This is a genomic window from Sphingobacterium corticis (assembly GCF_042684745.1).
GTDB classification, from domain to species: domain Bacteria; phylum Bacteroidota; class Bacteroidia; order Sphingobacteriales; family Sphingobacteriaceae; genus Sphingobacterium; species Sphingobacterium corticis.
Genome location: NZ_JBHUMA010000009.1, coordinates 221,049 through 247,248 on the forward strand (window position 1 = coordinate 221,049; position 26,200 = coordinate 247,248).

Consider the following 26,200-nt stretch of genomic DNA (forward strand, 5'->3'; position numbering starts at 1 on the left):
AATACACGTACCCCAACGCGCAAGGACTTTATTTCTTTTGCGCTTCAGCACCTTCCACAATCTTTTCGACTACGGACGGATCCAATAAGGTCGACGTATCACCGAAACTCGATGTATCCCCTTCGGCAATCTTGCGTAAAATCCGACGCATGATCTTTCCCGATCTTGTTTTCGGCAGATCGCTAACGAACTGGATGATATCCGGTTTGGCGATCGCACCAATTAAACGTGTTACGGTTTTTAAAATATCCTGCTTGGTTCCTTCTTCATCACGATGATGATTAGCAATCACATAAGCGTAAATACCCTGTCCTTTTACCGGATGTGGATATCCAACTACCGCAGATTCTACCACATCGGAGTGCATATTAATCGCGTTTTCTACTTCGGCGGTACCAATACGATGTCCCGAAACGTTCAACACATCATCAACACGTCCGGTGATTCTGTAATAACCTTCTTTGCTACGATAACAGCCGTCACCTGTGAAATACATATTTTCATACGTGGAGAAATAGGTTTTTTGGCAGCGTTCGTGATCGCCCCATGTGGTGCGTAACATTCCTGGCCACGGAAACTTAATACAAAGATTTCCGGTAACATCGTTGCCTTCAATTTCTTTTCCGTTCTCATCCATCAAACAAGGTTGCACACCCGGAAGTGGAAGCATTGCATAACCCGGAATAGTTGGCGAAACGCCAGCCATTGGCGCAATAAGTATTCCGCCGTTCTCAGTTTGCCACCATGTATCGGCGATCGGCGCATTGCCTTTCCCAATTTTTTCGCTGAACCAATGCCAAGCTTCCTCATTGATTGGCTCACCCACAGATCCCAACTTTTTAATGCTACTTAAATCCTTATTGTCCACATACTCATCCCCAAAGGCCATCAAAGAACGAATGGCAGTTGGCGCTGTGTACAAGATATTCACTTTGTGCTTCTCAACAATATCCCAAAAACGACCAGCGTCCGGATAAGTCGGAATTCCTTCGAACATCAACGACGTTGCTCCTTGCGAAAGCGGTCCATAAACGATGTAAGAATGTCCGGTAATCCAACCAATATCCGCCGTACAGAAATACACTTCGTTGGGTTGATATTGAAAAACATTTGAGAACGTATATCCTGTGTACACCATATATCCGGCCGTTGTATGCACAACACCTTTCGGCGTTCCTGTAGAACCGGAGGTATACAGAATGAAAAGCGGATCTTCGGAATCCATCTCCTCCGCCGGACAAGCCGGATTTCCCTGAGTTTCTACGTTCTTAATTTCATCTTCCCACCACACATCGCGTCCCTTGATCATGGAAACCGGCGTACGCGAACGCGTCAAGACGATCACGCGTTCTACGGATTTACATTGCACCAATGCATCATCCACAATATTTTTCAACTCCAACACTTTATTTCCACGGAAACCGCCATCGGAGGTAATGACCAATTTACATTCTGCGTCGTTTATACGATCTGCAATGGATGTTGCTGAGAAACCACCAAAAACTACGGAGTGAATAGCGCCGATACGCGCGCAGGCCAAGGTCGCAATTACTAACTCAGGCACCATCGGCAAGTAAATACATACGCGATCGCCTTTGCGAATGTTATTGTTTTTTAATACAACGGCAAATTGCTCAACCTTCGCTAAAAGTTGCTTGTATGTAAGCACGCGATGTGCTTCCTGTGGATCATTGGGTTCCCAAATAATGGCGGGCTTGTCTCCCAAATTGTAAATATGACGATCCAAACAGTTTTCTGTGATATTCAACTTACCACCTTCAAACCATCGGATATCCGGATCTTTAAAATTGTATTCAAGAACATTAGACCATTTTCTTTTCCAGAAGAAATGTTCAGCAATTTCTCCCCAAAAAGCTTTCGGATCTTCCAAGCTTTTTTGGTAAGCCTCTTGATAGGCTTCAAAGGTGTTAATTTGGAAACTCATCTCTCTCAAGTATTGTATTAGGTTTACAGATCGTGTTACATTTATTATTTACGGCCAAAAGCTTATTTGACTTAGTAAAACCGACGTAACTTTAACTAATTTAGCTTTATATCATTAAAAACCAAATATGGGGAGAATGTTTGAACAAGATTTTTTTAAGGTGCTGACGTGAAAAGATTAACTCTTCAACTCTTTCGGATATTGGTTTTTTCCAACTGCTTGATCGCTTTGGCAAGCGTTGCACAAAGCGCGTTGACCTACCTGATTTTGAACATCCCTAGCAATCCATTGATTTTGTTGATTGAAGGATGTTCTACCATGGCGCTTTACAATATGAGCTTGTTCTATTCTAAACCTGCCGATCCGCTAAACGCGCCGTTCGCAAGAACGAGATGGTTTTTTCGCTACCAAACAGCCATGATCGTCCTGACTGCGCTTGCATTGTCGTTATTGTTGTACAGCGTTTTTCATCTTGGATTTTATTCCATGTTATATTTGGGTTTCGTGGGAATTGCTAGCATGCTGTACAACTTGCCTTTTCTGCGATTGGGGAAGAGCAAAGGCGGATTGCGCCAAATTCCGGGTTTGAAATTATTTCACATTGCCATTGTTTGGTCGCTGAGCACGGTCGGATTGCCGATTGTTGACGCATGGGAACACGGATTACCGATTGATTGGCATGCCGCCAATTTCTTGGGAGCAATTAAAGTACTTTTCTTACTGATCTGCACATTGCCATTCGACGTTCGGGATTTTCGCCAAGATTCTTACTACAACCTCAAAACGATTCCTACGATGATCGGCACGCAACGTTCCATTCGTCTAAATTACCTGATGATTGGTATGCATTCGTTGCTCATCGCGTTCGCTCCTTATGGCTTAGCGATCAAAGTTGGATTGTGGATCAGTAATATTTTCATCGTTTGTGTGCTGCGGAAGTTTATCTTCCTACCGCAGCAAAATCATTATCACGCTGCTTATCTTTTGGATCTAGCGCTGGTTGCGCAATTTGTCGCCGTGCTGATGATGATCTATATCATGTGTTAATCTATTTATCTCCGCTGCAAAACCAACACATAATAAATCCGCTCCACCATATCGCCGACCTTGCTTCGCACGTGCTCTTGTTTTTGGATAATCTCCAATATTTTCCATGAAGAAGTTTCCAAGAAAGACGTCAAATCTTCCGGTTCGTAAAGCGTAAAACCATATTGCGTAAATGGTAAGGTTTGCATGAAGGTTTTACTGGCGAATGTGATGGCTAATAACGCACTTGGCTCAGCTACGCGCGCCAATTCCTGCAACATAGCGCTTGGATTTGACCAAAAGTAGAGCGTATTGACGGTAAAGATTTTATTGAAAGCAGCATTCGAATAAGGCAGGTTTCCTCCATCATAACAATCGAAGGAAATCGATTCAGGATGGCGATCTGTCAATTCCTTATTCATGCGACAAGCTTCCGATTGCATCGTCTCCGAAATATCTGCTCCCGTATAAGTCATATTGCTTGCGCTGCCAAACAAATCCGCAACATGGCCTGCGTTGCCGTAACCGAGCTCCAATACTCTGTCGGCGTCCTGCAGTTTCAGCGCAGCAATTGTCTGCACCGTCATCTGCATATTCGTTTCATTCATATTGTCGCCAACCTGCACGCCGTGATGACCATCCGGACAACGCAGTTGAGCCGCAATTCCTTTTAATTCTTCTTCCGTTGCCATCGCTTTAGCTTTCTTTCTCTTCTCGCCGATCTTGCGCCGACTTATCCTCCGCAACACCCGCTTTCCAATAGGAAAAAGCGTAGAATTGCTTGTTATCCCATTGCAATTGTTCCTTGAAATACTGACGAATATTTTTGACGCTTTGGTATTCGCATGCCACGTAACCAAAGCAATTTATATCGCTCGGCACTTTCAACGCACGCACGCGTTCTGATAAGGAACTGCCTTGTTCAGGATGTTCGTTTACAACCCAGTCAAATGTGAAACCGAGATGTTCTATATCGCGCTGCACATCATCTTCCGAAGGAACCTCAATAATGCAATGTCCTTTCGCCGTTGCCGGCAAGCTTTCCAAAATTACCGACAAAACCGGAATCGCCGTCGCATCGCCTACCAACAAATACCAATCTGCAGGCGCGTAAAGCGTGCTTTTCCTCATCTTCATCGCAACACCCAACTCATCGCCTACTTCTGCTTGCCTTGCCCAAGAGGATGCTGGCCCGGTATCACCATGATCTACAAATTCGATGGTAATTCGGTTATTGGCTACGTCGATTGCGCGATGTGTGTATGTTCGAATTAATGGCCGTTCATGTTCTTCAGGCAACTTCCATTCGTTATTTGCTTCATCCCAAACGGCCAACTTCACCTCCTTTTGTCCAGCAGGCGGAACCATAATCTTGTTATTTGCGCCTAAGCTACACGATGCAAAATCCTGTGCTCCTTCTCCTTCCAAAACGACGCGGATGTAATGCGGAGTGACGTATTCTTTGTGCCAAACACGGAAAACGTGTTTGGCGATTGCTGGTCTTTCCATCCTTATCCTTTGTTTAGCGCATTCACGACTTCGTCAATCATTAAATTGGTTGATGTAATTCCGCCACCAGACAAATACCAAACCTGCGGATTTAGGTAGATGATATGCTTATTTTTATAGGCTTTCGTTTGTTGAATCAGCTCGTTTTCGATTTCACTTCTGTCTGCTCCTTTTCCTTTCACTGCTTCGTTACGATCCACGATGAACAGATAATCTGGATTTGTTTCCACAATAAATTCGTTCGACACTTTTTGTCCGTGCGTTGCTTCTTCTAGGTTTTGAGCCGCCGGTTTGATCCCTAATTCTCCGTGGATAAATCCAAAACGAGAACCAACACCATAAACGCTTAAGCGTCCGTTATTATGCAACGCGATCAATGCGTTTTCTTCATGCGCTTTTAATTGCTCCTGCGCCTGTTTCAGCTTCGCTTTCGCAGCTTGCACTTTTTCCTTCGCTTCTTGATCATGCCCAGTCAATTGCGCTAACAACAACGTGTTTTTTTCAAACGAACTCATGTAATTTTCGGGATCGATATCGATAAAAATCGTCGGAGCGATTTTGATGAACTCGTCGTAAAAACGTTCTTGACGCGGAGAAATAACGATTAAATCCGGCGCTAAGCTGTTGATTTTTTCAAAATTGGGCTCCATCAATCCGCCAGCATCCGCAATCTGCGAATCATCTTTCAACGACGATAAATGATCCGGCGTAAAATTCTTCGGAATACCGACCGGTTTTACACCCAATTCATTAAGGGTTTCCATAGAACCGATATCGAAAACAACGATTTTCGTCGGTTGCCCGTAGACCACGGTTTTCCCTAATTTATGATCCACCACCACAGAATCTGTTGCTTCGGTAGATTTTTCAGTAGAATTATTGCAGCTTGTAGCAGTGAATATTACGCAGGCTGCTGCGAAAATTTTAATCAGATTGTTCATGTTTTTATATGTTGAAATAATTGCAAATATTTTTTCCGTCTTTCCTTATAATGTCGAAATCAATACCGAAAACATCTTGTAGTTTTTCAGCTTGAACGACTGATTCCGTAACGTCGCTGTACGCAATCTTGCCATCTTTCATCGCTATAATATGATCCGAATATTGCGAAGCAAAATTGATTTCGTGGATGACGATAACAACGGTTTTCCTAAGCTCATCCACCAAACGCCGTAATGTTTTCATCACCAATACCGCATGCTTCATATCCAAATTATTCAGTGGTTCGTCGAGCAAAATATATTCCGTATCCTGCGCGATAATCATGGCAATAAATGCACGCTGACGCTGTCCGCCGCTCAATTCGTCGATGTAGTTATCTTGCATATCTTCCAGCTGCGCAAATGCAATAGCTTGTGCAATATGTTGTTGATCTTCCGCGGTTAATCGTCCTTTCGAATAGGGAAACCGACCGAATGCCACCAAATCCTTCACAGTCAGCCGTAAGTCCAAATGGTTGGATTGACGGAGGATAGACAATCGCTTCGCCAAATCGTCGGATTTGTAATCGGCCATTCCTCGTTCATCCAAGAAAACCTGTCCGTTATCGGCGTCTAATAACCGGCTGATAATAGAGAGCAACGTACTTTTTCCGGCTCCATTCGGCCCGATCAAGGACGTAATCTTTCCTTTCGGCAACGCGCAGCTAATATCATCGAGCACCACATGCTTGCCATACGATTTGGAGATGTGTTCAAAACGAATCATAAGGCTTTACGTGTTTTTAGCATTAAATACATAAAATAAATTCCTCCCACGAAGTTCACAACGATGCTAACCGTCGTGGAAAAGTTAAAGATATGTTCGACCAAAAATTGTCCTAACAGCAAAGCAACGCATGCAATTCCGCTACATAGCCAAACCATATATCGATGCTTTCGTGTTTGAAATAATTCGTACGTTAAGTTGGTTACCAAAATACCTAAAAAAGTAACTGGACCGACCAGCGCGGTCGACACAGAAACTAATAAAGAAATCATGAGCATATAAATCCGCACCAACTTCTGATAGTTCAAACCTAAATTAATCGCGTGCTCCTTTCCTAGAGCCAGCACGTCCAAATATTTTAGATACCGCTGCCCGACAATCAGCGTAGCTAACAAGGTGATTGCAGCGATTGCCAATAAATCGGTGTTGATCTTATTGAACGAAACGAACATAAAACCTTGAATCACCGAGAACTCATTCGGGTCGATTACGATTTGAAGAAATTGACCGAAGGTTTGAAAAAGCGCTCCGAGCACCAATCCAAGCAACAACAAATGATAGATGCTGTGTTTACTTTTGCCAAAAACCAATAAATACATCATCAACGAAAACGCCATCATCAGCAAAACCGCATAGAAAAAATTGTCTTGATGCGTGATTACCTGAAACGTTTTATCGCCGTAAATAAACACGATGACGGTTTGGAAGAGGATAAATACCGATTCATAGCCCATAATGGCGGGCGTTAAGATTTTGTTGTTCGTGATGGTTTGGAAAATAACCGAAGAATACGCTACGCTAATGCCTACAAGTAGAATGGTCGCCAAACGAACTGCGCGGCGCGGAATTACATAATCCAGGTTTGGACCAGTGTCGTAGGTCATAAATAGCCCGATAAGCGCTAGCAATGCAACGACCAAAAAAATCCATGTACGCTGTTGCTTCATCGGTTACGTTTTAGGATTAATATCAAAAATACTACGCCGCCGATAACGCCGACCATCAATCCGATAGGCACTTCATAAGGAAAAATGATTAATCGGCCCACTACATCGCAAAAAAGCAGGAAAAGTGATCCCACCAAAGCCGTCATAGGCAAGGTACGACGCAGATTGTCGCCCATCATCATACTGACCATATTCGGTACAATAAGTCCGAGAAAAGGAATAGCTCCAGCGGTCACCACGCTAACGCTCACCGTCAACGACACGGCGAACAATCCCAGATTAACAATGGCACTATAAGAGATTCCCAAGTTTTTCGCAAAGCTTTCGCCCATACCAACGATCGTAAATCGATCCGCATAAATGTAAGCCAAAACTACCGTTGGAAGGATGAGATAGATCGATTCATATTGTCCTTGCAACACCGACGAAAAATCGCCAATCATCCATTCTTGCACATTCTGCACAATATCGTACTTGAAGGCAAAAAAGGTCGAAATGGCCGCCAAGATATTGCCGAACATAATTCCCACCAACGGAATGAATACCGAACTACGGAAGCGAACGCGGCGAACCATCATCACAAACAATACGTTTGCTGCTAGGGTAAACAGCAAAGCAGCGACCGACTTGGTGGCAATGGAAGCTTGCGGAATCAGCAGCATGCTGAATAAAATCCCCATTTTGGCAGCTTCCAACGAACCCGCCGTAGTCGGCGACACGAATTTATTTTGCGATAATTGTTGCATGATAAATCCGGCAACGCTTAGCCCCGCTCCTGTTAACACCAGCGCTATAGCCCGCGGAATGCGTGCGATGGTGAAAACCAGCAGTTGATCTGGCGACATCGCGAAAACATCGCGCATAGCGATATTTTTCACTCCTGTAAATAGCGAAACCCAAACAAGAATAAGCAAGCCTAGAATCAGGCTTGCATAAAGTAAAATCGGCGACAAACGCTTTTTAGCTAAAGCTTCCAAACAGAATGATTAAATCTCTTTACAACCTCTAAGAATTGTGTCTCATTTAATTTTACTGATTGTATCACCATTCGTATCCGGTGCTGGCGCTGGCTGCCCTTCTACCGGGCGTGCGCCTTTCGTTTTGTTGATGACATAAGCAACGCCGGTTTTTGGATTTACGCGGACGTGATTCGGATGAGAACCTGTTGCTAAGTCCGCCAACACTTCATAGCTTTTCGCGTCAATAACTGTTGTTGTTCCTGTTTGGCGATTTGCCGAATAGATGCGATTTGATTTCTTATCGTACGTGATGCCGATAGCGCCCGCTCCAGTAGGAATGCTTTTCAAAAGTTCACCCGTTTTAGCATTTAAAACAGTTACCGTTCCTGATTTTTGATTCGCCACGAATAAGCGTTCGCCGTCAGCAACTAAGTTCACCGGCGATTCGCCGCCCGATGCAAAACTTTTTTCTACTTGTCCGCTTTTGATATCGATGATCGCTATTTCATTCGTCCCCATCACGGTCGCGAAAAGCTTATCTTTCTTTTTATTGAATGCTAAAGCGGTGGTCGTTTTGCCAACGTTATCAATGGTACGCACCACCTTATTGGTTTTACCATCGATTACCCAAATATCACTTGGATCACCAACATTGGTTACGTAAACCATATTGTTATCCTCGTCGACGAGCACTTCGCGCGTATGCGATTTCTCGCCACCAGCGTTGAACGTAGCTAACACCTTTTTCGATTTTAGGTCGACGGCGCTTACCGAATTGCTGCGCGTATTTGTGGTGTAAACAACCTGCGTTTTGTTGTTGATACCTAAACCGAACGGTGGATTTTCTTTCATCGGGATGCTATCCACGATCGCCAGCGTCGTTGGATCAATTTTGTATAATGCTCCGCCCGGATTATTTCTGGAACCCGCACTTGAAACGAAGATGTGTCCATCCGCCTGATTGATAACTGCTTCGTAAATTCCCGTTCCGGCTGGTGCAGATTTTTCTACTTCCTGCGCAGCAACGAATTGACCGAAACCTAGCAGCCCGAAAGCTAGCGCAAGGCGAATGATGTGTTTTTTATTATGGATAATGTTCATGATATGTAATGGATATGATTTAAAAAATAATTGATTTATTATTGCTTTTGCATCCACCAATCGTAGAAATTGGGAAATGCTTTTTGCCAATACCAAGCACCATGTCGGCCTTCTGGATTGATCGTCACTTCTACTTCCTTACTACCGCTAGCGCGTAATTGGGTTAATATTTCGTTGATGTCGTCATGCATTTGCACGCGTGTTCCATCCGGTTTCAACCGATTTTCGTTCCCACCGCCATAGAAGTAGAAGTTGGGTTGCGCTCGCTTCTTTTCCACTTTATGGGCGTCGATTGCTTTCGCAATATTGCCTTCATCCAACCAAATGGAGGGCGAAAGAACACCGACTGTACCGAAAACTTCGGGATATTTTAATCCGGCGTAAAAGGTCAATAAACCTCCGACAGAACTTCCCGCCATCGCGGTATGTTTTCTATCCGATTTTGTTCGATAATTGCGATCGATATACGGTTTCAGAACCTCAACAATATCCGCCAGATAATCTCCGCCAACAGGATTAGGAAAGCGCGAGGTTGGCTGTACGAAATATTCATTTTGCCTTTGCTGAATATCCTCCGCATGCGCTACGGCAACAACAATTGCTTTCTTCGTAGCGCGATCGATTGCTTCATCCACTTGCCATTCCAACGGTCCTATTCGGCCTTTCGATGTTGCTTCGTCGAAAAGATCTTGACCATCGTGCATATACAGCACGGGGTATTTCGCATTCGATTTCTCGTAATCTTCCGGCAGGTAAACCCAAACCCGACGATGAACATTCAATTTCGGAAAGTGAAATATCAAATTAATTAGGTGCACTTGCGGACTTGCCGTGGAAGCGGGAAAATCATCGCGCCAGCCATCAATACTTGCGTGCACTGTCGTATCGCCGACGAGATTTACCTTTATTGGTCCTTCCAAAGTACCTTTGGATGTTGAAGCTAAAGTTTCCCAATTACCTCGATTGAACTTGTACTCGAACAATCCTTTTGGCGCAGAAACCGTAATCTCTATTGATTCTCCAAAAGCAGGAATTCGACCGATCAAAACATCCGCTGGTTTCCAATTATTAAATGAACCCGTCAAATAAAATTGCTCACCGATGTGCGCAGAACGATCGTTGTTTTGTATAATAATTGTTACCTGATATTTCTTTTCTTTTTGCTGTGCCACGATGGTATTTCCAGCTATCATCATTAAAACCATCATCACAAAAGCCTTGTACGCTATTCTCATAAGTCGAATAAGGGCATCCGCTCCTTAGGGCAGCTAATTTAGAAATATTCTAAACAAATTACAAAGCTTTTAGCCTCATTTGTTCGAGCAAGTTTAGGTACTATAGTTTGATATTATTAAGATTTAATCTAATTTAGCGGTCATTCAATTAGTTCGCGCTGCATGATAGCAAAACACATCTTACTTCTTCTTTCGTTTCTTTGCTGGAATGTTACATTGCACGCGCAAAATAAGGATCATGTATTCGGACAGGTACATGACAAAAACCAAAAAGCATTATCAGGAATCACGGTGTCTTTGGGTTCTGCTAAATTACAAACTGATAAGAATGGAAGGTTTCAATTTGCGAACATCAAATCGGGCAACTATCCACTTCATCTTTCAGGCATTGGCTATCAGCATTTCCAAGACACAGTGGTAAAAATAGCTAATGAGCCGCTTTATCTAAACATCACGATGTCGGCCGATGATCAGGAAATAGCTACGGTGGAAGTGGTCGGACAATCGGAAACAGAACGCGCAAAGCGACAAGCGATTCGTGCGGTGGTAGTTGACACAAGAGCTGTCGCCGAGCAACCAGTTACGCTGGCGGAATTGATCAATCGGTCTTCGGGCGTTCGCATTCGCCAAAGCGGTGGATTGGGTAACGCGGTAGATGTTTCCCTCAACGGATTTCAAGGAAGAGCGGTTCGCTATTTTAAAGATGGCGTTCCTTTAAATTATTTGGCTGGAGGATATGGCATTCACAACATTCCCGTCAATTCCCTAGAACGTGTGGAAGTATATAAAGGCGTGCTGCCGATTTCCTTAGGAGCGGATGCTTTAGGTGGCGCTGTGAATTTAATTACCAAAAACTCGCCTGCCGGCGATCAAGTTGATGCCAGTTATGAAATCGCATCCTTCAATACGCATCGATTTTCAGTCAACGCATCGACTAAAAGAAAGAGCGGACTTTACACCGGATTAGAAGCATTTTATAATTATTCGGACAACAACTACAATGCCTTCGTGATGGTTCCTGATCCAAATACCGGGAATTCAAGCGAGCAATCCGTCGAGCTGTTTCACAATGGATATCGCGGCGTTTACGGAGAAGCTTTCGTCGGGGTGCAGCATAAACCTTGGGCAAAAGATTTGCGATTTGGGTTAGCTTATTTCAACACAGAACGGCAACAACAGCATCCTATTTTGATGAGTTCGCCTTACGGTGCTGCTTTAGCGAAACAATCGTCGGTCGTGCCGACCTTGCGTTATGCAGGAAGTTTCTTTGACGATCGATTGACCGTGGAACAATTTGCAGTAGCAAATACACTGCAGTTCAATACCGTGGATACATTACAAGGGCGCTATGATTGGTTTGGCAACTTTACCTCCACGCCGGGAAGCATTGGCGAAAGCGGAAGACCTTCTTTATCGGACATTCGCATCCAGCAATTTACTTCACGAACGACAGCCGCTTGGCGATGGAATGATAAAAACACCATCTCGGCTAATTATACCGCTACGGCAAGCAAACGGACAGGAGAAGATCCCTTCGGACCGCGATTTACCGATTCCAATGTAGACGTACTTTCTGCGCGCACGCGATTCAATAAGCAAGTTTTAGGATTAGATTGGTCAGGAAATGTGAACGATCAATGGTCATATTCCCTGATGGGAAAATGGTACAATTACCATTCGCAGGGTACAGAAGCTTGGGCGAGTCGCCCGATTAGCGAAAATGAGGAAGTTCAGGTTTCAAAAAGTTACTTTGGCGCTGGCGGATCCTTGAAATATGCTTGGGATGGAGATCGCCATGTGCGCTTTTCTACCGAATATGCATACCGCATTCCGGAGATCGACGAACTCTTTGGTGATGCCGTTTGGACTGTTCCGAATTTCCAGTTGCTCCCAGAAAGAAGTTTAAATTTCAACTTGGGAATGCGCAATCGCTACCGCCAATTGCATTTCGAGGTCAATACATTTTATCGACGCACGCGTGATCTTATTTTGTTGATGTCCGTACTCGCGCCATACGCGCAGTATCAAAACATCAATAATGTGGAAGGTTATGGCGTGGAGTTGGATCTTTCGCATCCGATAACTTCCTTTTTGGATGCGCGAGGAAATGCCACTTGGCAAAGTTTACGTTTGTTCGGTTTTGATTTACCGAGTGATCAATGGCGAAATGGAACGCGTTTGCAGAACACTCCCTATTTCTTCGCGAACTTGGGTTTGAATGCGCACTTCGATCGCGTCGGAACGCCTTACAATCGATTGGATGTTTACATGAATTATAATTTCGTTCGGGAATTCTATTTGGAGACCATTCCACGCCAAGCCGAGCCCGGGGGTTTTCTGGGCTTATCGGGCAGCGCAAGCGTTCGATCGGAGTTGGTCATACCCAATCAACATTTGCTAAGCGCGGGCGTGAGCTACCGTATCGCACAAGATAAATACCGCATCAGCATGGAGGTAAAAAACATGCTTGATGCGCGCTTATACGACTATTTCCGCGTACAACGTGCCGGACGTAGTTTTCATTTAAAATTCACTTATCAACTATTTAACGCACATGAAATGTCCAAGATTGCCAAGTAAAAACCCCAAAGGGATCACCGAAGGTAATGGTCTGGACATTACATATAGCTAAAAAAAATAAATAACTACTATATGAAAACTAAGTTTATATTTCAGGCAATCGCTATTTCTATTTTTGCCTTATCAGCTTGTTCTGATAACGATACGCCGGAAATCGACGGCAATAACGAAAGCGTGTACATCTTACAAACGATGAGCGAGGTGACACAACAGAAGCCCGGATTTATGAGTTCGTACACCGAATTTCCGACTGGAACAATCAGCAATTCCTCACAACCAACGGCGCTTCAAGGGCAGGCCAACGAAGGATTCCGAAACTACAATGGACAAATCTTTAAAATGTTTAGCTCATCGTTTCAACGTGGAATTTACCGAGTTAATGTTTCCGCGCAGGGAGCCATTTCTTATGGCGCTTCCATTGTAACTGGTAATTCGATTAACGGTTCCGGGAATTTCGTCGTTGAAAACGATACGAAAGGTTATTTCTGGGATGCGAACGAACCTTGGGCAATCCAAACTTTCAATCCATCTGTCGTGCAGAAGACCGGAAAAATTGATCAGGATTTTCAAAGTAAACTTCAAAAACAAGATAGTCGCATCACGTTTCAAGGTATTGGTCAACATTTCTTAGCTATTAAAGGCGGAAAGTTATATGCTGACGTGGTGTATAGTAGCGGTACAGGTTTGCAAAGCGGTATGTTCAACGATGTATTCAGCGAAGTAACCATCGCTGTTATCGATTTAACTACACAGAAATACGAGAAAACCATTACCATTCCAAATACACGCTCGATCGGTTTTATCAATGACAATGAAATGTATTCATTCGATACGAATGGTGATTTGTACATTTTGTGCCAAGGCGGTCCCGGACCATTGGGCGGTAGCTCTAAAATTGCTCGTATAAAAGCAGCAGAAACAGATATCGACAGCACTTGGGAACTGAATTACAAAGATATCTACTCGGAAGATAAAGGTAAATTTACCAGCGTTTTCGCTAGAAATGGACAGCTTGTGGTAACGGCCAATGACGTTCCGTTGTCCACCACGCCAAATAACATTAACACAGGCGAAATCTGGAAATTTTATGTCGTTGATATCGCTTCGGGAAATCATACGGCAGTTGAAGGAGTGGAATTGTCGACAAATTCCGGCGGTGCATATGCAACGTTTGAATTAGACGGAAAAACCATCCTTCGGATTAATGCGCCATCGAAAGCGGGCGTATCTGGATTCTATGAACTAAATGGCACTGCAGCAAAACAACTGTTCCACGTTTCCGATGGGCACGTTACTGGTTTTACAAAAGCTAAAGTTCGGTAAACGTAAATTTGTGTCGCACGAGCAACAAACGCCATCTTTCGAGATGGCTTTTTTATGCGAAAAACTTTTTTCATCTAACTTGCAACATTCTTCAAACTTTATCGACTATAAGATAGAGAACAGCAAGAAAGAATACATCAGCATTACGAAATGTCCATGATTGCCAAACATCAAAAAAATTGATCAGGACATTCCGTATGACAAAAAAAAACAGATCACTTACATACGAAACAGACCAGTGAAAGCCAGTTGGAGCGATAAGGAACTCATTGCATTGTGCATTGCCGGGAAAGACAGCGGATACAGCCGATTGTATGAGCGGTATGCCACATCAATCTATAATTCGATTTATCGACTGGTTAACCATGTTGCGGAAGCGGAAGATTTGTTGCAAGAGGTGTTTGTCAATGTATTTTCAGACGTGAAACGATTGACCGAACTGGATAGTTTTGAAGCGTGGACGAAGCGCATTGCGATTAACAAAAGCATTTCGCATTTGCGTAAAAGAAAGATGTATTTCAGTGATATTGATGAGTTGAAAGGTGATGAATTAGCAGATCAGATTGATGAAGAGGCAGCTTGGCAGGAAAGCCGGATTGAAGATATAGAACGTGCAATTGAGCAACTTCCGGAAATGACAAAAACAGTGGTGAACTTATATCTTTTCGAAGATATGTCGCAGGAAGAAATCGGAAAAACACTCGGGTTATCACACACCGCGGTACGCAGTCAGTACCACCGAGCAAAAAGTAGAATAGCACAAATGATAAAGGAGAAAGCGTGTTATGGAAGATAAACTAAAGAAATTTGTGAGCGAGAACAGAAGGGCATTTGATAATAAACAACCTTCTCCGCTCGTATGGGATCGTATTAAACAAGAATTACCGAAGACGGAATCGGAAATTCCCGTTAAGCAAATACGCTCGAAACGTTTTTGGTACGCTGCTGCGTCCGTCATTGCATTTTTAACCGTTAGCGGCATTATTTGGAAGCAATTGGACATTGCAAAGAACAAATCAGTGGAGGAAACGCGATTAGCAAACCATGAGCATTCGCCGCAAAAAAATGATGTACAAGTTCAGATCGAGGAAAAAGAAACATCGAATGAAGGAAATCAATCTGCGGAACATCGGATAGCAGACGGGTACACATCAAATCATGCGGAATATGCGGTTTCGCAGCAGTCGGTAACGCATGATGACCATCAAATGGGAACATACGCATCAAACGATCCGCTGAAAAAGTCTTTGGCTTTGTTGGATGATGAAAGCTCAACGATGAATCGTATGGACGGCGTGATGCAACTAGCTAGCTTGGAAGAGGTTCCGGATGAAGCGATGGTAAAAATCCAGCATTTAATGAACAATGATGCCAACGAGAATGTGCGCATCGCTGCCTATGATTTATTTGTGGAACATGCCTCACTTCATCAAAAGGAACAACAAATGCAAGATATTTTCCTGCAGCAAAATGATCCGGCCATGCAAATGGAATTGATGCAAGCCATGGCAAAAACGGACAGCCTGCAACTAAATGATGAAACAACACGACGACTGGAAACGATCGCACAGGATCCATTAGCTATCGATCTAGTCAAAGAACAGGCTTATGCCGTATTAATGAAAAATTGGTAACACAAGAAAGATATGAAAACTACAACACAAATCATTTGCGCTATAGCGCTAGCGCTGACCACAAATTTTCTATGGGCACAGAATAATATTGAAGCTGTAAAAGTGACTCGCAATCAAGAGAATTCATCCAAAAAAAATCTAAAAGAATTTAGATTCAAGAAAAACAGTGGAAAACTGGAAGTGAATGTCAACACCATCACTGTGGAGGGTTATGATGGAAACGAAGTGATCATTAAAACGCATATCGAGCAAGAGAAAGAAGATGCACGCGCTGCAGGATTGCAATCGGTAAACAGTTCCGGCTTGCAGGACAACACCGGAATCGGATTCAATCTTACGGAAAGTGACGGCAAAAGCATTTTGCGCGTTATCAATGCGCAAAAGCTGGAGCGCCTACATATTCAATTGCCAAAAAATGTTGGATTGATCGTCAACGGCACACAAAGTAGTTGGATGAGCGACAATAATATGTTTCTAACCAATCTTTCGGGCGAAATCGAAATATCTAATATCATTGGCGATATTAAACTGGATAATGTAAATGGACCTATGGCTGTAAAAACAGTACATGGAAATATCGAAGCGATCATGAAAAATCGCGTCAAAGGGCCTGTTTCATTGGTTACCGTACAAGGATTTGTGGATTTGGCGATACCAACATCGATAGCTGCAAACGTTGATCTTCGCACTACATATGGAGATATATTAGCTGCCGATGAGCTTAAAATGAATATCCAAACGCCAAAGAAAGCAACAAGTGCGTTCACAGCAGTAGCCACGTATGTAGATACCGACGAAATCGAAAAATCTGTTGAAGATGCACTGTCTTCATCATCAACATCGCGTGGCGACTCTCTAAGAGTTGAAGTTAGAGCCAAAGCTATAGCGAAAGCCAAAGAAATAAAAGAAAAAACCAACAAGGTAACCAATGAGCTTATTAACAGCACAATCAACAAAGAAATCAGCGTGTTCGCCGTGGACGGTGTAGGTAATCGTATTCAAAGCACTATCAATGGCGGCGGAGAAAACATCAGCCTACGTACCACACACGGAAAAATCTATTTACGCACAACGGATAAATAAGATGCGTGGGGCAAAGCACAAAAGTCGTCTTTAAAATGCGTAACTTTGCCCCCTGCATAATACAGGAATCCAATGGCAAAAAGCAAGACGATAGATCTGGGTGAACAACGTGAAGTAGAGGTTTTTGGAGCGAGGGTACACAATCTTAAAAACATTGATGTATCCTTTCCGCGTAATGAGTTGGTCGTCATTACCGGATTAAGCGGGAGCGGAAAATCTTCGCTTGCTTTCGATACAATCTACGCCGAAGGACAACGCCGTTATATGGAAACATTTTCGGCCTACAGCCGTCAGTTTTTAGGCGGAATGGAACGTCCGGATGTCGATAAAATTTCCGGATTGAGCCCGGTGATTTCCATCGAACAAAAAACAACTTCCAAGAATCCACGTTCCACCGTCGGAACCATCACCGAGATTTACGATTTCTTACGTTTGTTGTACGCACGTGCTGGTGAAGCTTTTTCCCACATTAGCGGACGCAAAATGGAGCGCATGTCCGACGATCAGATCGTCGACCGTATTATGCAAGAATATGATGGCGACCCGATCTACATTCTCGCTCCGGTAATTAAAGGTCGGAAAGGGCATTACCGCGAACTTTTTGAACAAATTCGTAAACAGGGTTACACCAAAGTGCGTGTCGATGGAGAAGTATTGGATGTTGTAGCCAAAATGCAGGCAGACCGATATAAAATTCACGATATAGAAATTGTAATCGATCGTTTGTATGTCAGCAAAGACGACCGCAAACGCCTGTACACATCCGTTCTTCAGGCTTTGAAAACGGCGAAAGGAATTATAAAAATCGTCAACAAAGAGGATAAAGAAAATTTCTACAGTCGCTATTTGATGGACGCGGAATCTGGAATTTCCTACGACGAACCGCAACCAAATACTTTTTCATTCAATTCTCCTTATGGCGCTTGTCCGAAATGTGATGGCTTAGGTTATGTCTTTGAGATTGACAAAAAAATGGTTATTCCAGATCGCTCAATAAGTATTCAAAAAGGAGCCATTGTGCCGATTGGAGCGCTACGCGAATCCTGGACATCAGCAATCATTAAAGCGGTTGCCGAAAAGTTTGGATTTTCCGTCACAACACCGATCAGCAAATTGAGTGAAGAGCATATTGATTTGTTGCTTTATGGGGATGATGAACCGATTCCATTGACGATTTCGTATGGTAGTTACGGCGCACGCGAATACAAGGTCAATTTCCAAGGTATCTTTACGATGTTGGAGGAACATGCTCCAAAACAACGGGAGGATGGGCTTACGATGGAAGATTTTCGTACCAAAGTGACTTGTCCATCTTGTCAAGGTGCACGTTTGAAAAAGGAATCATTGCACTTCAAGATCGATGGAAAGAACATTTACGAATTAGCTTCGGCTGATATCGATAGCTTGCATCTATGGTTTGATGGATTGGAAGATCGTTTGGATGATCGTCAGCGAACTATCGCGACCGAAATTCTGAAAGAAATTCGCACACGATTGGGCTTTCTGCTCGATGTCGGATTAACCTATTTAACCTTGAACCGTAGTTCCAAAACGCTGTCCGGCGGAGAAGCGCAACGTATCCGTTTGGCGACGCAGATCGGGTCTCAACTGGTAAACGTATTGTACATCCTTGATGAGCCAAGTATTGGTTTGCACCAACGTGACAACGAACGCTTGATTAGCGCATTGAAAAACCTACGCGATATTGGAAACTCCGTACTCGTTGTCGAACACGACAAAGACATGATTTTGCATGCAGATTACGTGATTGACATGGGGCCATTCGCTGGATTACACGGAGGTAAAGTCGTAGCGGAAGGAACACCGGAAGAAATCATAAAAGCCGATACGCTGACCGCAGCATATTTGAATGGCGAAAAAGAAGTAGCTATTCCGGAAAAACGTCGAGAAGGGAATGGCAAAGAATTAGTGCTTTCCGGTGCAACTGGACACAACTTAAAAAAGGTGGACGTCACTTTTCCTTTGGGTAAACTGATTGCAGTTACGGGTGTTTCTGGATCAGGAAAATCATCACTGATTACAGGAACGCTGTATCCGATCTTAAATCACCATTTCTTCCGTGCGAAAGCAACGCCGCTTCCGTACAAATCCATTACCGGATTAGAGCATATTGACAAGGTCATCGAGATTGACCAAAGTCCTATTGGAAGAACTCCACGTTCTAATCCGTCGACTTACACGGGCGTTTTCTCGGATATCCGAACCTTGTTTGTGCAACTTCCCGAAGCGAAAATTCGCGGTTACAAACCGGGACGTTTCTCCTTTAACGTTAAAGGCGGACGTTGCGAAACCTGCCAAGGTGCCGGAATGAAAATCATAGAAATGAACTTCCTGCCGGATGTGCAAGTACCTTGCGAAACGTGTCATGGCAAACGCTACAACCGCGAAACATTGGAAGTACGCTATCGTGGGAAATCCATTTCCGATGTATTGGATATGAGTATCGACGAAGCGGTAGTTTTCTTCGAAAACATACCTTCCATCTTCCGAAAAATTAAAACGTTACAAGATGTCGGCTTAGGATATATCACGTTGGGACAATCGTCGACTACATTATCGGGTGGTGAAGCGCAGCGGGTAAAGCTGGCAACTGAACTTTCAAAAAAAGATACGGGAAGCACTTTCTACATCTTGGATGAACCAACGACTGGATTACATTTTGAGGATGTGAATGTCTTGATGGGTGTGATTAACCGATTGGTCGATCGTGGAAACAGCGTTTTGATTATCGAGCATAATTTGGATGTGATTAAAACGGCAGATTGGATAATTGATATGGGACCAGAAGGTGGTGCAGGCGGCGGAAAGCTAATGTTTGCCGGAGTTCCCGAGGATTTGATTAAGGTGAAGAAAAGTGAAACGGGTAGATTCTTGAAAGTGGAAATGAAATCTTAAGAGAGACGAAGGGTGAAGCAATCTAATAGTTTTATTTCGAAACGAATTAATGCTATCAATTTCAAAAATAGACTGCTTCGTCATGCTTTCTCGCAGTGACGTAATCTTCTGTAGGTCTACCCACAAGCAACGTCTTTGCGAACGCAAGGTACGAGCAGTGAAGCAATCTCAAAGATTTACTTCAAAAGCAAACTAATTAGCTATCAATATTAAAAGTAGACTGCTTCGTAATGCCTCCTCGCAGTGACGTAATCTTATGTAGGATCTACCCAAGCAACGTCTTTGCAAACGCAAGATACGAGCGGTGGCGCCATCTTACAACTTTACACCTCTCAACTTTCTAAACCTTATTAACGCAATAAACCAGCTTCTAAGTCAACGGCAAATCCAACTGATCTCGAAACTCGCCTGATTCATCCAAAATAAACGTCATCGGTGATTCCGGATTTTTGATAATTTCGAACAATGTATATCCCCACGGTTTCCAGAAGTTTTCCAAGACCTGTCCATACGTTTTCACTTGCCAATGGTCGAAAATAGGTTTCATCGTCCAATCTTGTAATGGCATAGGTTCCACATAAATCATCTTTGGCGTATCCATGTAGGTATAATCTGGCAGCTTGTTAAACAAATAAGCAGAATAGAAATAACGCGCGCAAATTTCTTCAAACTGAATCGGATGAAGCACCTTATCTTTCACCGTTGCCAGCGCATCTTCATGGTATATAGCATGGGTACCATTATCCTGTAACGTAGCGATGATTGCAAAATCATTCATCCGCAAGGAAAAAATCAATGTGTTGATTTCATCGCGGTAGATAAAGGTTTCTGGCGCATTTTCCACGGGTAGAACGATCACAGAAAATGGCAAACGATTTTCGAATTCCATAGGATGAATTGCCGACTGCAACATAGCGTGTAAGTTGCGAAACTTATGTACCAGCGCTTGCGAAAAGTTCATGGATTCTCCACTTAAAGCAGCTTGGCGAATACCAGCTTGAATTTCATTGAATACAACACCATACAAGATTTTGGAAACCCACTGAAATAATGTTACGGTGTCGAGTGCTTTTACCGCTTCATAGCCGTTAGCCATGGCGCGTTCGACCGTCGACTCTACGCTTTCCAATTGCAACGCCACTTCCGCAGCACAAGGTAATTTCAACTTTTTGTACGTCGAAATGCTCTCATCCAACATTTTAAACGGCTTTTCTTCCAAATCAAATGCCCGCATCATCCAAACCGGAAATACCTGAATTTGCTCGTCGGCAGATTGCAATTTCGCACCCGTCAAAAAGCAAGTTTGATTATCAAAAGTAAACGTATCGAAAGGATTGTATAAACGTGTTGCCATATCTGTCACAAAGGTAGGTTTTCGAATCATTTTATCTGTTCCACGAGGTTGGAATGACGAAAATATGGCGTTCAACTGTCAAAGATTTCTTTTCTAGCTACGCGATCTATCTAAAATGCCGTACTTTTGCGCCACATTTAATCCGCACTATTGAAATTTCGCTTACTGATATATATCTTCTTCTTACAAATCATTTCTTCACAGGATCTGTTCGCTCAGCATGCGCGTCACTTATTTTCCTTACCGAATGATTCCGTTGCTCGCAAAAAGTCATCAGTCATCTTTGAAATGGAAGTGGAAAATGGCGGAATTCTGCAGCAAAAAAAAGCTCGAATGACGTATGAAGATGCATATTACGAAGGGTTAAACTTCAAAATCGGTTGGCAACAGCGTAATCGTAAAGATCCTTATTTCAAGTTATACAATGAGCCGATTTACGGTGTAGGATTCTATTCCAGCACATTTAACAACGATATTATCGGCAATCCATATGCGCTTTATGGATTTGTGCAAACACCGATCGCGCCCCGTTCCTATAGCCGTTGGTCATATGATTATCGTATTGGTCTGGGACTTTCCGGAAATTTTAACCCATACAACGCGGAAGATAATCCGCTGAATTTGGTGATCGGATCGAAGAATAACGTGTTCATTGACTTTGGTATTCGTGCGCAATATGCTTTTCATCCGAAATGGCGTGCCGGAGTTGGTTTTGCGTTTCACCACTTTTCAAACGGCGCATTAGCTTTGCCAAACACAGGCGTAAACTTGGTTCCATTGACCATTTCGGTTAATTACCAACCCAACCCAACGCCGATTAGTAAAAATAAAGCAGAAATACGTCCTTACAGCCGAAGGGTGCTATTTCATGTAAACTATGGTATCGGTGCAAAGCAACTACGTGAAGAACACGATCATCGCTATCTGAAAACGACATTGAGTGCATACGCCAGTCGGCACGTGAGTCATAAATGGCGAATTGGTGGTGGTGTAGATTTGTTTTATTCGTCTTCGGGTAATGATAATGAAATTGCGGGCGATAAATCGGGTACTTTAGGATCAAAACTTTCGGGTGGTCCTTCCTTTTATTTAGCACACATACTGAACCATCGTTTGGTGCTCAACGGAAATGTGGGTTATTATGTGCATAATCAAGTTTTCAACGGAGAGATCAACAAAATCTTTCTGCGTGCGGGAGCGCGATATTATGTTTACCGCAACGTGAATGCAGGAGTTTCGATTAAAGCACATAAAGGCAAAGCCGATTTTATCGAATGGACCGTCGGTTATACCTTCAATCGAAAACCATAAACGTGGTTATTCAATCGGTTTTACGCGAAAATTTTCCAGCTCCAAACTAGCTTCAACCAGCTGTCCTTGTTTATTTTTCACGCCTTTCAACACCGAAGTTTTGCCTTTTTCCAACAAATTCTTCATTTCCTTTTCGTCGAGAAGAACGCCATTTAACGTTCTCCAAATCTTAAAATCACATCCTTGCGCATAGCGATCGCATTGCGCGATTTTTTCATACAAATGAATTTGTCCCGATGCACATTTCGGACATTTTATTTTCCCCTTTTGCAAAGGCTTGGGCGCTTCATGCGCAATAGCAATTTTAAGCTGCAACAATTCGTTGGTGATCTTCGCTGTGTAATCTTTAATGTGTTTCATAAACACATCATAGGAAACCTTATTGGCGCGCATTTCTTCCAACTTTTGCTCCCATTTTCCGGTTAAAGTAACCTTCGCAATCGAACGATCTTTGACTAATCGGTAAATAATTAATCCTTTATCGGTAGGAACCAATTTTTTCTTTTCGCGTCGGATGTATTCACGTTGAAAAAGCGTTTCGATCGTCGCCGCGCGTGTAGCGGGCGTTCCCAATCCGCAATCTTTCATCGCTTGGCGCATTTCTTCATCTTCGATTTCTTTACCTGAAGTTTCCATCGCTTTCAGCAAAGAAGCTTCGGTATGAACAGGTTTTGCTTTGGTGAATCGTTCAGACAAATCAAGCGACAAGATGGGTTGCTGTTCGCCCGTGATCAGCTTCGGCAATTGCGCATTTTCATTTTCTTGATCATCGTTCCCTTTCTCGTCTTCCACTGTTTCGACTTGATCCGCCGATAATCGCCAGCCATATTGGCGAATTACCGTTCCTTTAGCGATCAATTCCGTATCCGCCGCTTTCAGCGTCACCGTCGTAATATCCTTAATACAGATTTCCGAAAAGCTTTCCACCATTCGCTTCGCGATCATCTGATAAATATGTTGCTGATCTTTCGGCATGGCGCTCGGTGTTTCGTCCGTAACCAATAGCGCGTGGTGATCCGTCACTTTTTTATCGTCGACGGAGCGTTTGTTTAGCTTTGCGCCGATTAAATTTTTGCTGATTACTGCAATATTTTCCGGTCCGGTTGCCGCCAGATGTTGAAACAAGCCGTCGATCGTTTCAAAAACATCTTCTCCAATATAGCGCGATCCGGTACGCGGATACGTAATAACCTTCTTTTCGTATAAAGTTTGCGCAATGCTCAATGTTTGATCGGCCGAATAGCCGTATTTTTTGTTTGCATCTTGTTGCAAACTTGTCAAATCATACAGCAAAGGCGGTTGTTCCTTGGTTTCCTTCGCTTCGACTGCGGTCACTTCTGCCATGTCACCGACTGACAGCTTCGTGAATTCTAGTTCAGCAGCATCTTTCTTTTCGATCTTCGCCGATGTAGCGTTAAATGCGATTCCATCTTTTTCAAAACCAGCCTGAATTTTATAAAACGATTGTGGTTTGAAATCAAGATTTTCCAAATAACGCGCGCAGATCATCGCCAAAGTGGGCGTTTGCACACGTCCTAAAGAAAGCAAACCACGATTTCCTGCAGCAATCGTAATTGCTTGCGTTGCATTAATCCCAATCAGCCAATCCGATTCCGATCTTGATTTGGCGGACATATACAAACTGTCGTATTCCTGCCCTTCTTTCAAGTTGGCAAAGCCCGCTTTGATAGCTTTATCGGTTTGCGAGGAAATCCACAATCTTTTAAACGGTTTATCGGATTTTAAGTGGTAATAGATATTGCGAAAAATCAGTTCGCCTTCGCGTCCAGCATCCGTTGCAACGATTATTTCTTCGGCTTGCTCCAACAAGGATTTGATGGTATTCAATTGCTTCGCGGCACCGCCATCATCAATCTGCTTTCCATCTTTACGCACTTTCTTCACTTCCAAAGCGAAATCCGTAGGAATAATCGGCAAGTTGCCGGCCGACCAACTGTGATAACCGTATGCTTGCGGCGTACACAATTGCACCAAATGTCCGAATGCATACGTGAACGCGTAACCATTTCCTTCGATATAGCCATCGCGAATATTCTTCGCTCCCATCACTCGCGCCAAATCTCTCGCTACGGATGGCTTTTCCGCAATTACAACTTTCATAATATTATTTAGAAATGCTCGACCGATTTAGTCCAATGATGGAATGGTGATTCCTTGAATGCGTCGATATAAATCAACGGCATATACATCCGTCATGCCAGAAACAAAATCCAAAACCGATCGGATTTTGCTATAAACATCATCCGAGGTTGCATGAAATTGTTCGGGAATCATTGCCACAACCTTCTCATCAAATTTCGTTTTTTCCTCTTTTAGATAAGCGGGCAGAAATTCGCCCAATAAGGCATTCATAACTTTAAAACCTGCAATTTCAATTTGCACCACATTGGGCGCATTATAGATCCTTTTAATCGAAACTTTCTCTATTTTTTTCATCTGATCCACCAAAGGTTGATCAAGCGCATCAATCAACGAAGATTGAAATGTTCCGGAAAGAATCTCCGCTTGCTTCTCAGTAAAAACACGAGAACAGTCGTTGATTAACGTATTAATCGCTTTCGCACGAAGCAAAGAAACCTTGCTCCCAACATCTTTTAATCCATCCAAACGTGGACGTAATTGATCATCCATACACAGCGGCAACAATAAATCTTCGACTTCCTCGTAAGATAGAATACGTAGATGATGTGCATCTTCGAGGTCGATAATATTATAGCAAATATCGTCGGCTGCTTCCACTAAATATACCAAAGGATGGCGTAGGTAGCCGTCGGCGTTTTCTGGATCGACCTGCAAGCCAAGTTCCGTGGCAATTTTATCAAAAACTGGCTTTTCACCTTCGAAAAACCCATATTTCTTGCGATGATGACTACCTTTCACATGCCCATCAATAGCGCGGCAAGGATATTTCACAATCGCTGCCAAGCTGGTGTATGTTAGCGCAAAACCTTTATCGTCTTTCCCATTAAATGGATGCGTCAGAATACGCAATGCATTCGCATTTCCTTCGAAGTGCGTCAAATCCTCCCACTGCTCTTTGGTAACCAATTCTCGGTAAGCTAATCCGGCACCTTGCGTAAAATACGATGAGATAGCGGCTTCGCCGGAATGTCCAAAAGCGGGATTCCCTAGATCGTGCGATAAACAGGCTGCAGAAACGATATTGCCCACTTCCTGCAAAAATGGAACTTCCACATCGATGTTTGAGTTTTGCTTTTTGGTCATCGTATAAAACAAGCGCCCCAGCGATCTTCCCACACTGGCTACTTCCAAGCTATGCGTTAAACGATTGTGCACAAATACGGGACCTGGCAAAGGAAAAACCTGCGTTTTATTTTGCAAACGACGGAATGGCGACGAGAAGATCAGCCGATCATAATCGCGCTGAAACTCAGAACGTGCATCAATTTGATCACTCAACTTACGCGTTTCGTAGCCCCATCTTTTAGCTGATAATAGCTGTTTCCATTCCATGTAATACCGTGTTTTTGCCTCCAAATATACGTTTTATCCGCTAGATGTCGGCTGATGCGCCACAGAGAAAACGTG

At 43.3% G+C, this 26,200-nt stretch carries 20 protein-coding genes; 8 read left to right on the top strand and 12 right to left on the bottom strand.

The genetic code is table 11. The annotated features are described in order from the left end of the window. Nucleotides 1-28: 28 nt before the first annotated feature. Nucleotides 29-1,945 (bottom strand): acetate--CoA ligase, encoded by a 1,917-nt coding sequence (acs, locus tag ACFSQ3_RS15650; RefSeq protein WP_380870515.1) that lies wholly within the window; start codon nucleotides 1,943-1,945, stop codon nucleotides 29-31. Between the two features lie 228 nt (nucleotides 1,946-2,173). Between acs and ACFSQ3_RS15655 the strand changes: the two genes are divergently transcribed. After that, a complete protein-coding gene (locus ACFSQ3_RS15655) occupies nucleotides 2,174-2,992 on the top strand; it encodes a hypothetical protein (protein ID WP_380870516.1) in 819 nt (272 codons plus the stop codon). 5 nt (nucleotides 2,993-2,997) lie between these two features. Here the strand turns inward: ACFSQ3_RS15655 and ACFSQ3_RS15660 are convergent, their stop codons facing one another. From ACFSQ3_RS15660 to ACFSQ3_RS15695, 8 genes are read right to left on the bottom strand one after another with little or no spacing between them, the layout of a single operon-like run. Then, the gene (locus ACFSQ3_RS15660; RefSeq protein ID WP_380870517.1) at nucleotides 2,998-3,663 is read right to left on the bottom strand and encodes a class I SAM-dependent methyltransferase; all 666 of its coding nucleotides are present in this window, start codon (nucleotides 3,661-3,663) and stop codon (nucleotides 2,998-3,000) included. Nucleotides 3,664-3,667: 4 nt separating this feature from the next. Continuing rightward, complete coding sequence (locus tag ACFSQ3_RS15665) at nucleotides 3,668-4,480, bottom strand: siderophore-interacting protein (RefSeq protein ID WP_380870518.1); 813 nt, start codon at nucleotides 4,478-4,480, stop codon at nucleotides 3,668-3,670. Between the two features lie 2 nt (nucleotides 4,481-4,482). Beyond that, on the bottom strand, nucleotides 4,483-5,421 hold the full coding sequence (locus ACFSQ3_RS15670) for a siderophore ABC transporter substrate-binding protein (protein ID WP_380870519.1): 939 nt from the start codon (nucleotides 5,419-5,421) through the stop codon (nucleotides 4,483-4,485). Nucleotides 5,422-5,425: 4 nt separating this feature from the next. Beyond that, nucleotides 5,426-6,187 (bottom strand): iron ABC transporter ATP-binding protein, encoded by a 762-nt coding sequence (locus tag ACFSQ3_RS15675; protein WP_380870520.1) that lies wholly within the window; start codon nucleotides 6,185-6,187, stop codon nucleotides 5,426-5,428. Next, nucleotides 6,184-7,134 carry an iron chelate uptake ABC transporter family permease subunit gene (locus tag ACFSQ3_RS15680; protein ID WP_380870521.1) on the bottom strand — a complete coding sequence of 317 codons (951 nt, stop codon included), beginning with the start codon at nucleotides 7,132-7,134 and terminating at the stop codon, nucleotides 6,184-6,186. The genes ACFSQ3_RS15675 and ACFSQ3_RS15680 overlap by 4 nt, the downstream gene beginning before the upstream one ends. After that, a complete protein-coding gene (locus tag ACFSQ3_RS15685) occupies nucleotides 7,131-8,111 on the bottom strand; it encodes an ABC transporter permease (RefSeq protein ID WP_380870522.1) in 981 nt (326 codons plus the stop codon). The genes ACFSQ3_RS15680 and ACFSQ3_RS15685 overlap by 4 nt, the downstream gene beginning before the upstream one ends. A 42-nt stretch (nucleotides 8,112-8,153) precedes the next feature. Then, nucleotides 8,154-9,194 carry a YncE family protein gene (locus ACFSQ3_RS15690; protein ID WP_380870523.1) on the bottom strand — a complete coding sequence of 347 codons (1,041 nt, stop codon included), beginning with the start codon at nucleotides 9,192-9,194 and terminating at the stop codon, nucleotides 8,154-8,156. A gap of 38 nt (nucleotides 9,195-9,232) precedes the next feature. Next, nucleotides 9,233-10,429, bottom strand: a complete 1,197-nt coding sequence (locus ACFSQ3_RS15695; RefSeq protein ID WP_380870524.1) for an alpha/beta hydrolase — start codon at nucleotides 10,427-10,429, stop codon at nucleotides 9,233-9,235. Nucleotides 10,430-10,591: 162 nt separating this feature from the next. Here ACFSQ3_RS15695 and ACFSQ3_RS15700 point away from each other — a divergent pair, with 162 nt between their 5' ends. The 6 genes from ACFSQ3_RS15700 to uvrA all read left to right on the top strand — a co-directional run bounded on the left by ACFSQ3_RS15700 (nucleotide 10,592) and on the right by uvrA (nucleotide 19,965). Further along, nucleotides 10,592-13,009: a TonB-dependent receptor plug domain-containing protein gene (locus tag ACFSQ3_RS15700; RefSeq protein ID WP_380870525.1), complete on the top strand. Its 2,418-nt coding sequence runs from the start codon at nucleotides 10,592-10,594 to the stop codon at nucleotides 13,007-13,009. Nucleotides 13,010-13,081: 72 nt separating this feature from the next. After that, nucleotides 13,082-14,332, top strand: a complete 1,251-nt coding sequence (locus ACFSQ3_RS15705) for a hypothetical protein (RefSeq protein ID WP_380870526.1) — start codon at nucleotides 13,082-13,084, stop codon at nucleotides 14,330-14,332. Nucleotides 14,333-14,492: 160 nt separating this feature from the next. Further along, on the top strand, nucleotides 14,493-15,128 hold the full coding sequence (locus tag ACFSQ3_RS15710; RefSeq protein WP_380870527.1) for an RNA polymerase sigma factor: 636 nt from the start codon (nucleotides 14,493-14,495) through the stop codon (nucleotides 15,126-15,128). Further along, nucleotides 15,118-15,966, top strand: coding sequence for a hypothetical protein (locus ACFSQ3_RS15715; protein ID WP_380870528.1), 849 nt, complete (start codon nucleotides 15,118-15,120; stop codon nucleotides 15,964-15,966). Before ACFSQ3_RS15710 ends, ACFSQ3_RS15715 begins: the two co-directional genes overlap by 11 nt. A 12-nt stretch (nucleotides 15,967-15,978) precedes the next feature. Further along, nucleotides 15,979-17,049, top strand: coding sequence for a hypothetical protein (locus ACFSQ3_RS15720; RefSeq protein ID WP_380870529.1), 1,071 nt, complete (start codon nucleotides 15,979-15,981; stop codon nucleotides 17,047-17,049). Between the two features lie 72 nt (nucleotides 17,050-17,121). Further along, a complete protein-coding gene (gene uvrA / locus ACFSQ3_RS15725; RefSeq protein ID WP_380870530.1) occupies nucleotides 17,122-19,965 on the top strand; it encodes an excinuclease ABC subunit UvrA in 2,844 nt (947 codons plus the stop codon). A 370-nt stretch (nucleotides 19,966-20,335) separates the two neighbouring features. On the opposite strand, the gene ACFSQ3_RS15730 is transcribed toward uvrA, so the two are convergent. Continuing rightward, nucleotides 20,336-21,394 carry a hypothetical protein gene (locus ACFSQ3_RS15730; protein ID WP_380870531.1) on the bottom strand — a complete coding sequence of 353 codons (1,059 nt, stop codon included), beginning with the start codon at nucleotides 21,392-21,394 and terminating at the stop codon, nucleotides 20,336-20,338. 75 nt (nucleotides 21,395-21,469) lie between these two features. Here ACFSQ3_RS15730 and ACFSQ3_RS15735 point away from each other — a divergent pair, with 75 nt between their 5' ends. After that, nucleotides 21,470-22,630 (top strand): acyloxyacyl hydrolase, encoded by a 1,161-nt coding sequence (locus ACFSQ3_RS15735; protein ID WP_380870532.1) that lies wholly within the window; start codon nucleotides 21,470-21,472, stop codon nucleotides 22,628-22,630. A 6-nt stretch (nucleotides 22,631-22,636) separates the two neighbouring features. On the opposite strand, the gene ACFSQ3_RS15740 is transcribed toward ACFSQ3_RS15735, so the two are convergent. Together ACFSQ3_RS15740 and ACFSQ3_RS15745 are read right to left on the bottom strand one after the other, a co-directional pair. Then, on the bottom strand, nucleotides 22,637-24,751 hold the full coding sequence (locus ACFSQ3_RS15740) for a type IA DNA topoisomerase (protein WP_380870533.1): 2,115 nt from the start codon (nucleotides 24,749-24,751) through the stop codon (nucleotides 22,637-22,639). Nucleotides 24,752-24,778: 27 nt separating this feature from the next. Beyond that, nucleotides 24,779-26,125 (bottom strand): deoxyguanosinetriphosphate triphosphohydrolase, encoded by a 1,347-nt coding sequence (locus ACFSQ3_RS15745; RefSeq protein WP_380870534.1) that lies wholly within the window; start codon nucleotides 26,123-26,125, stop codon nucleotides 24,779-24,781. Nucleotides 26,126-26,200 lie beyond the last annotated feature (75 nt).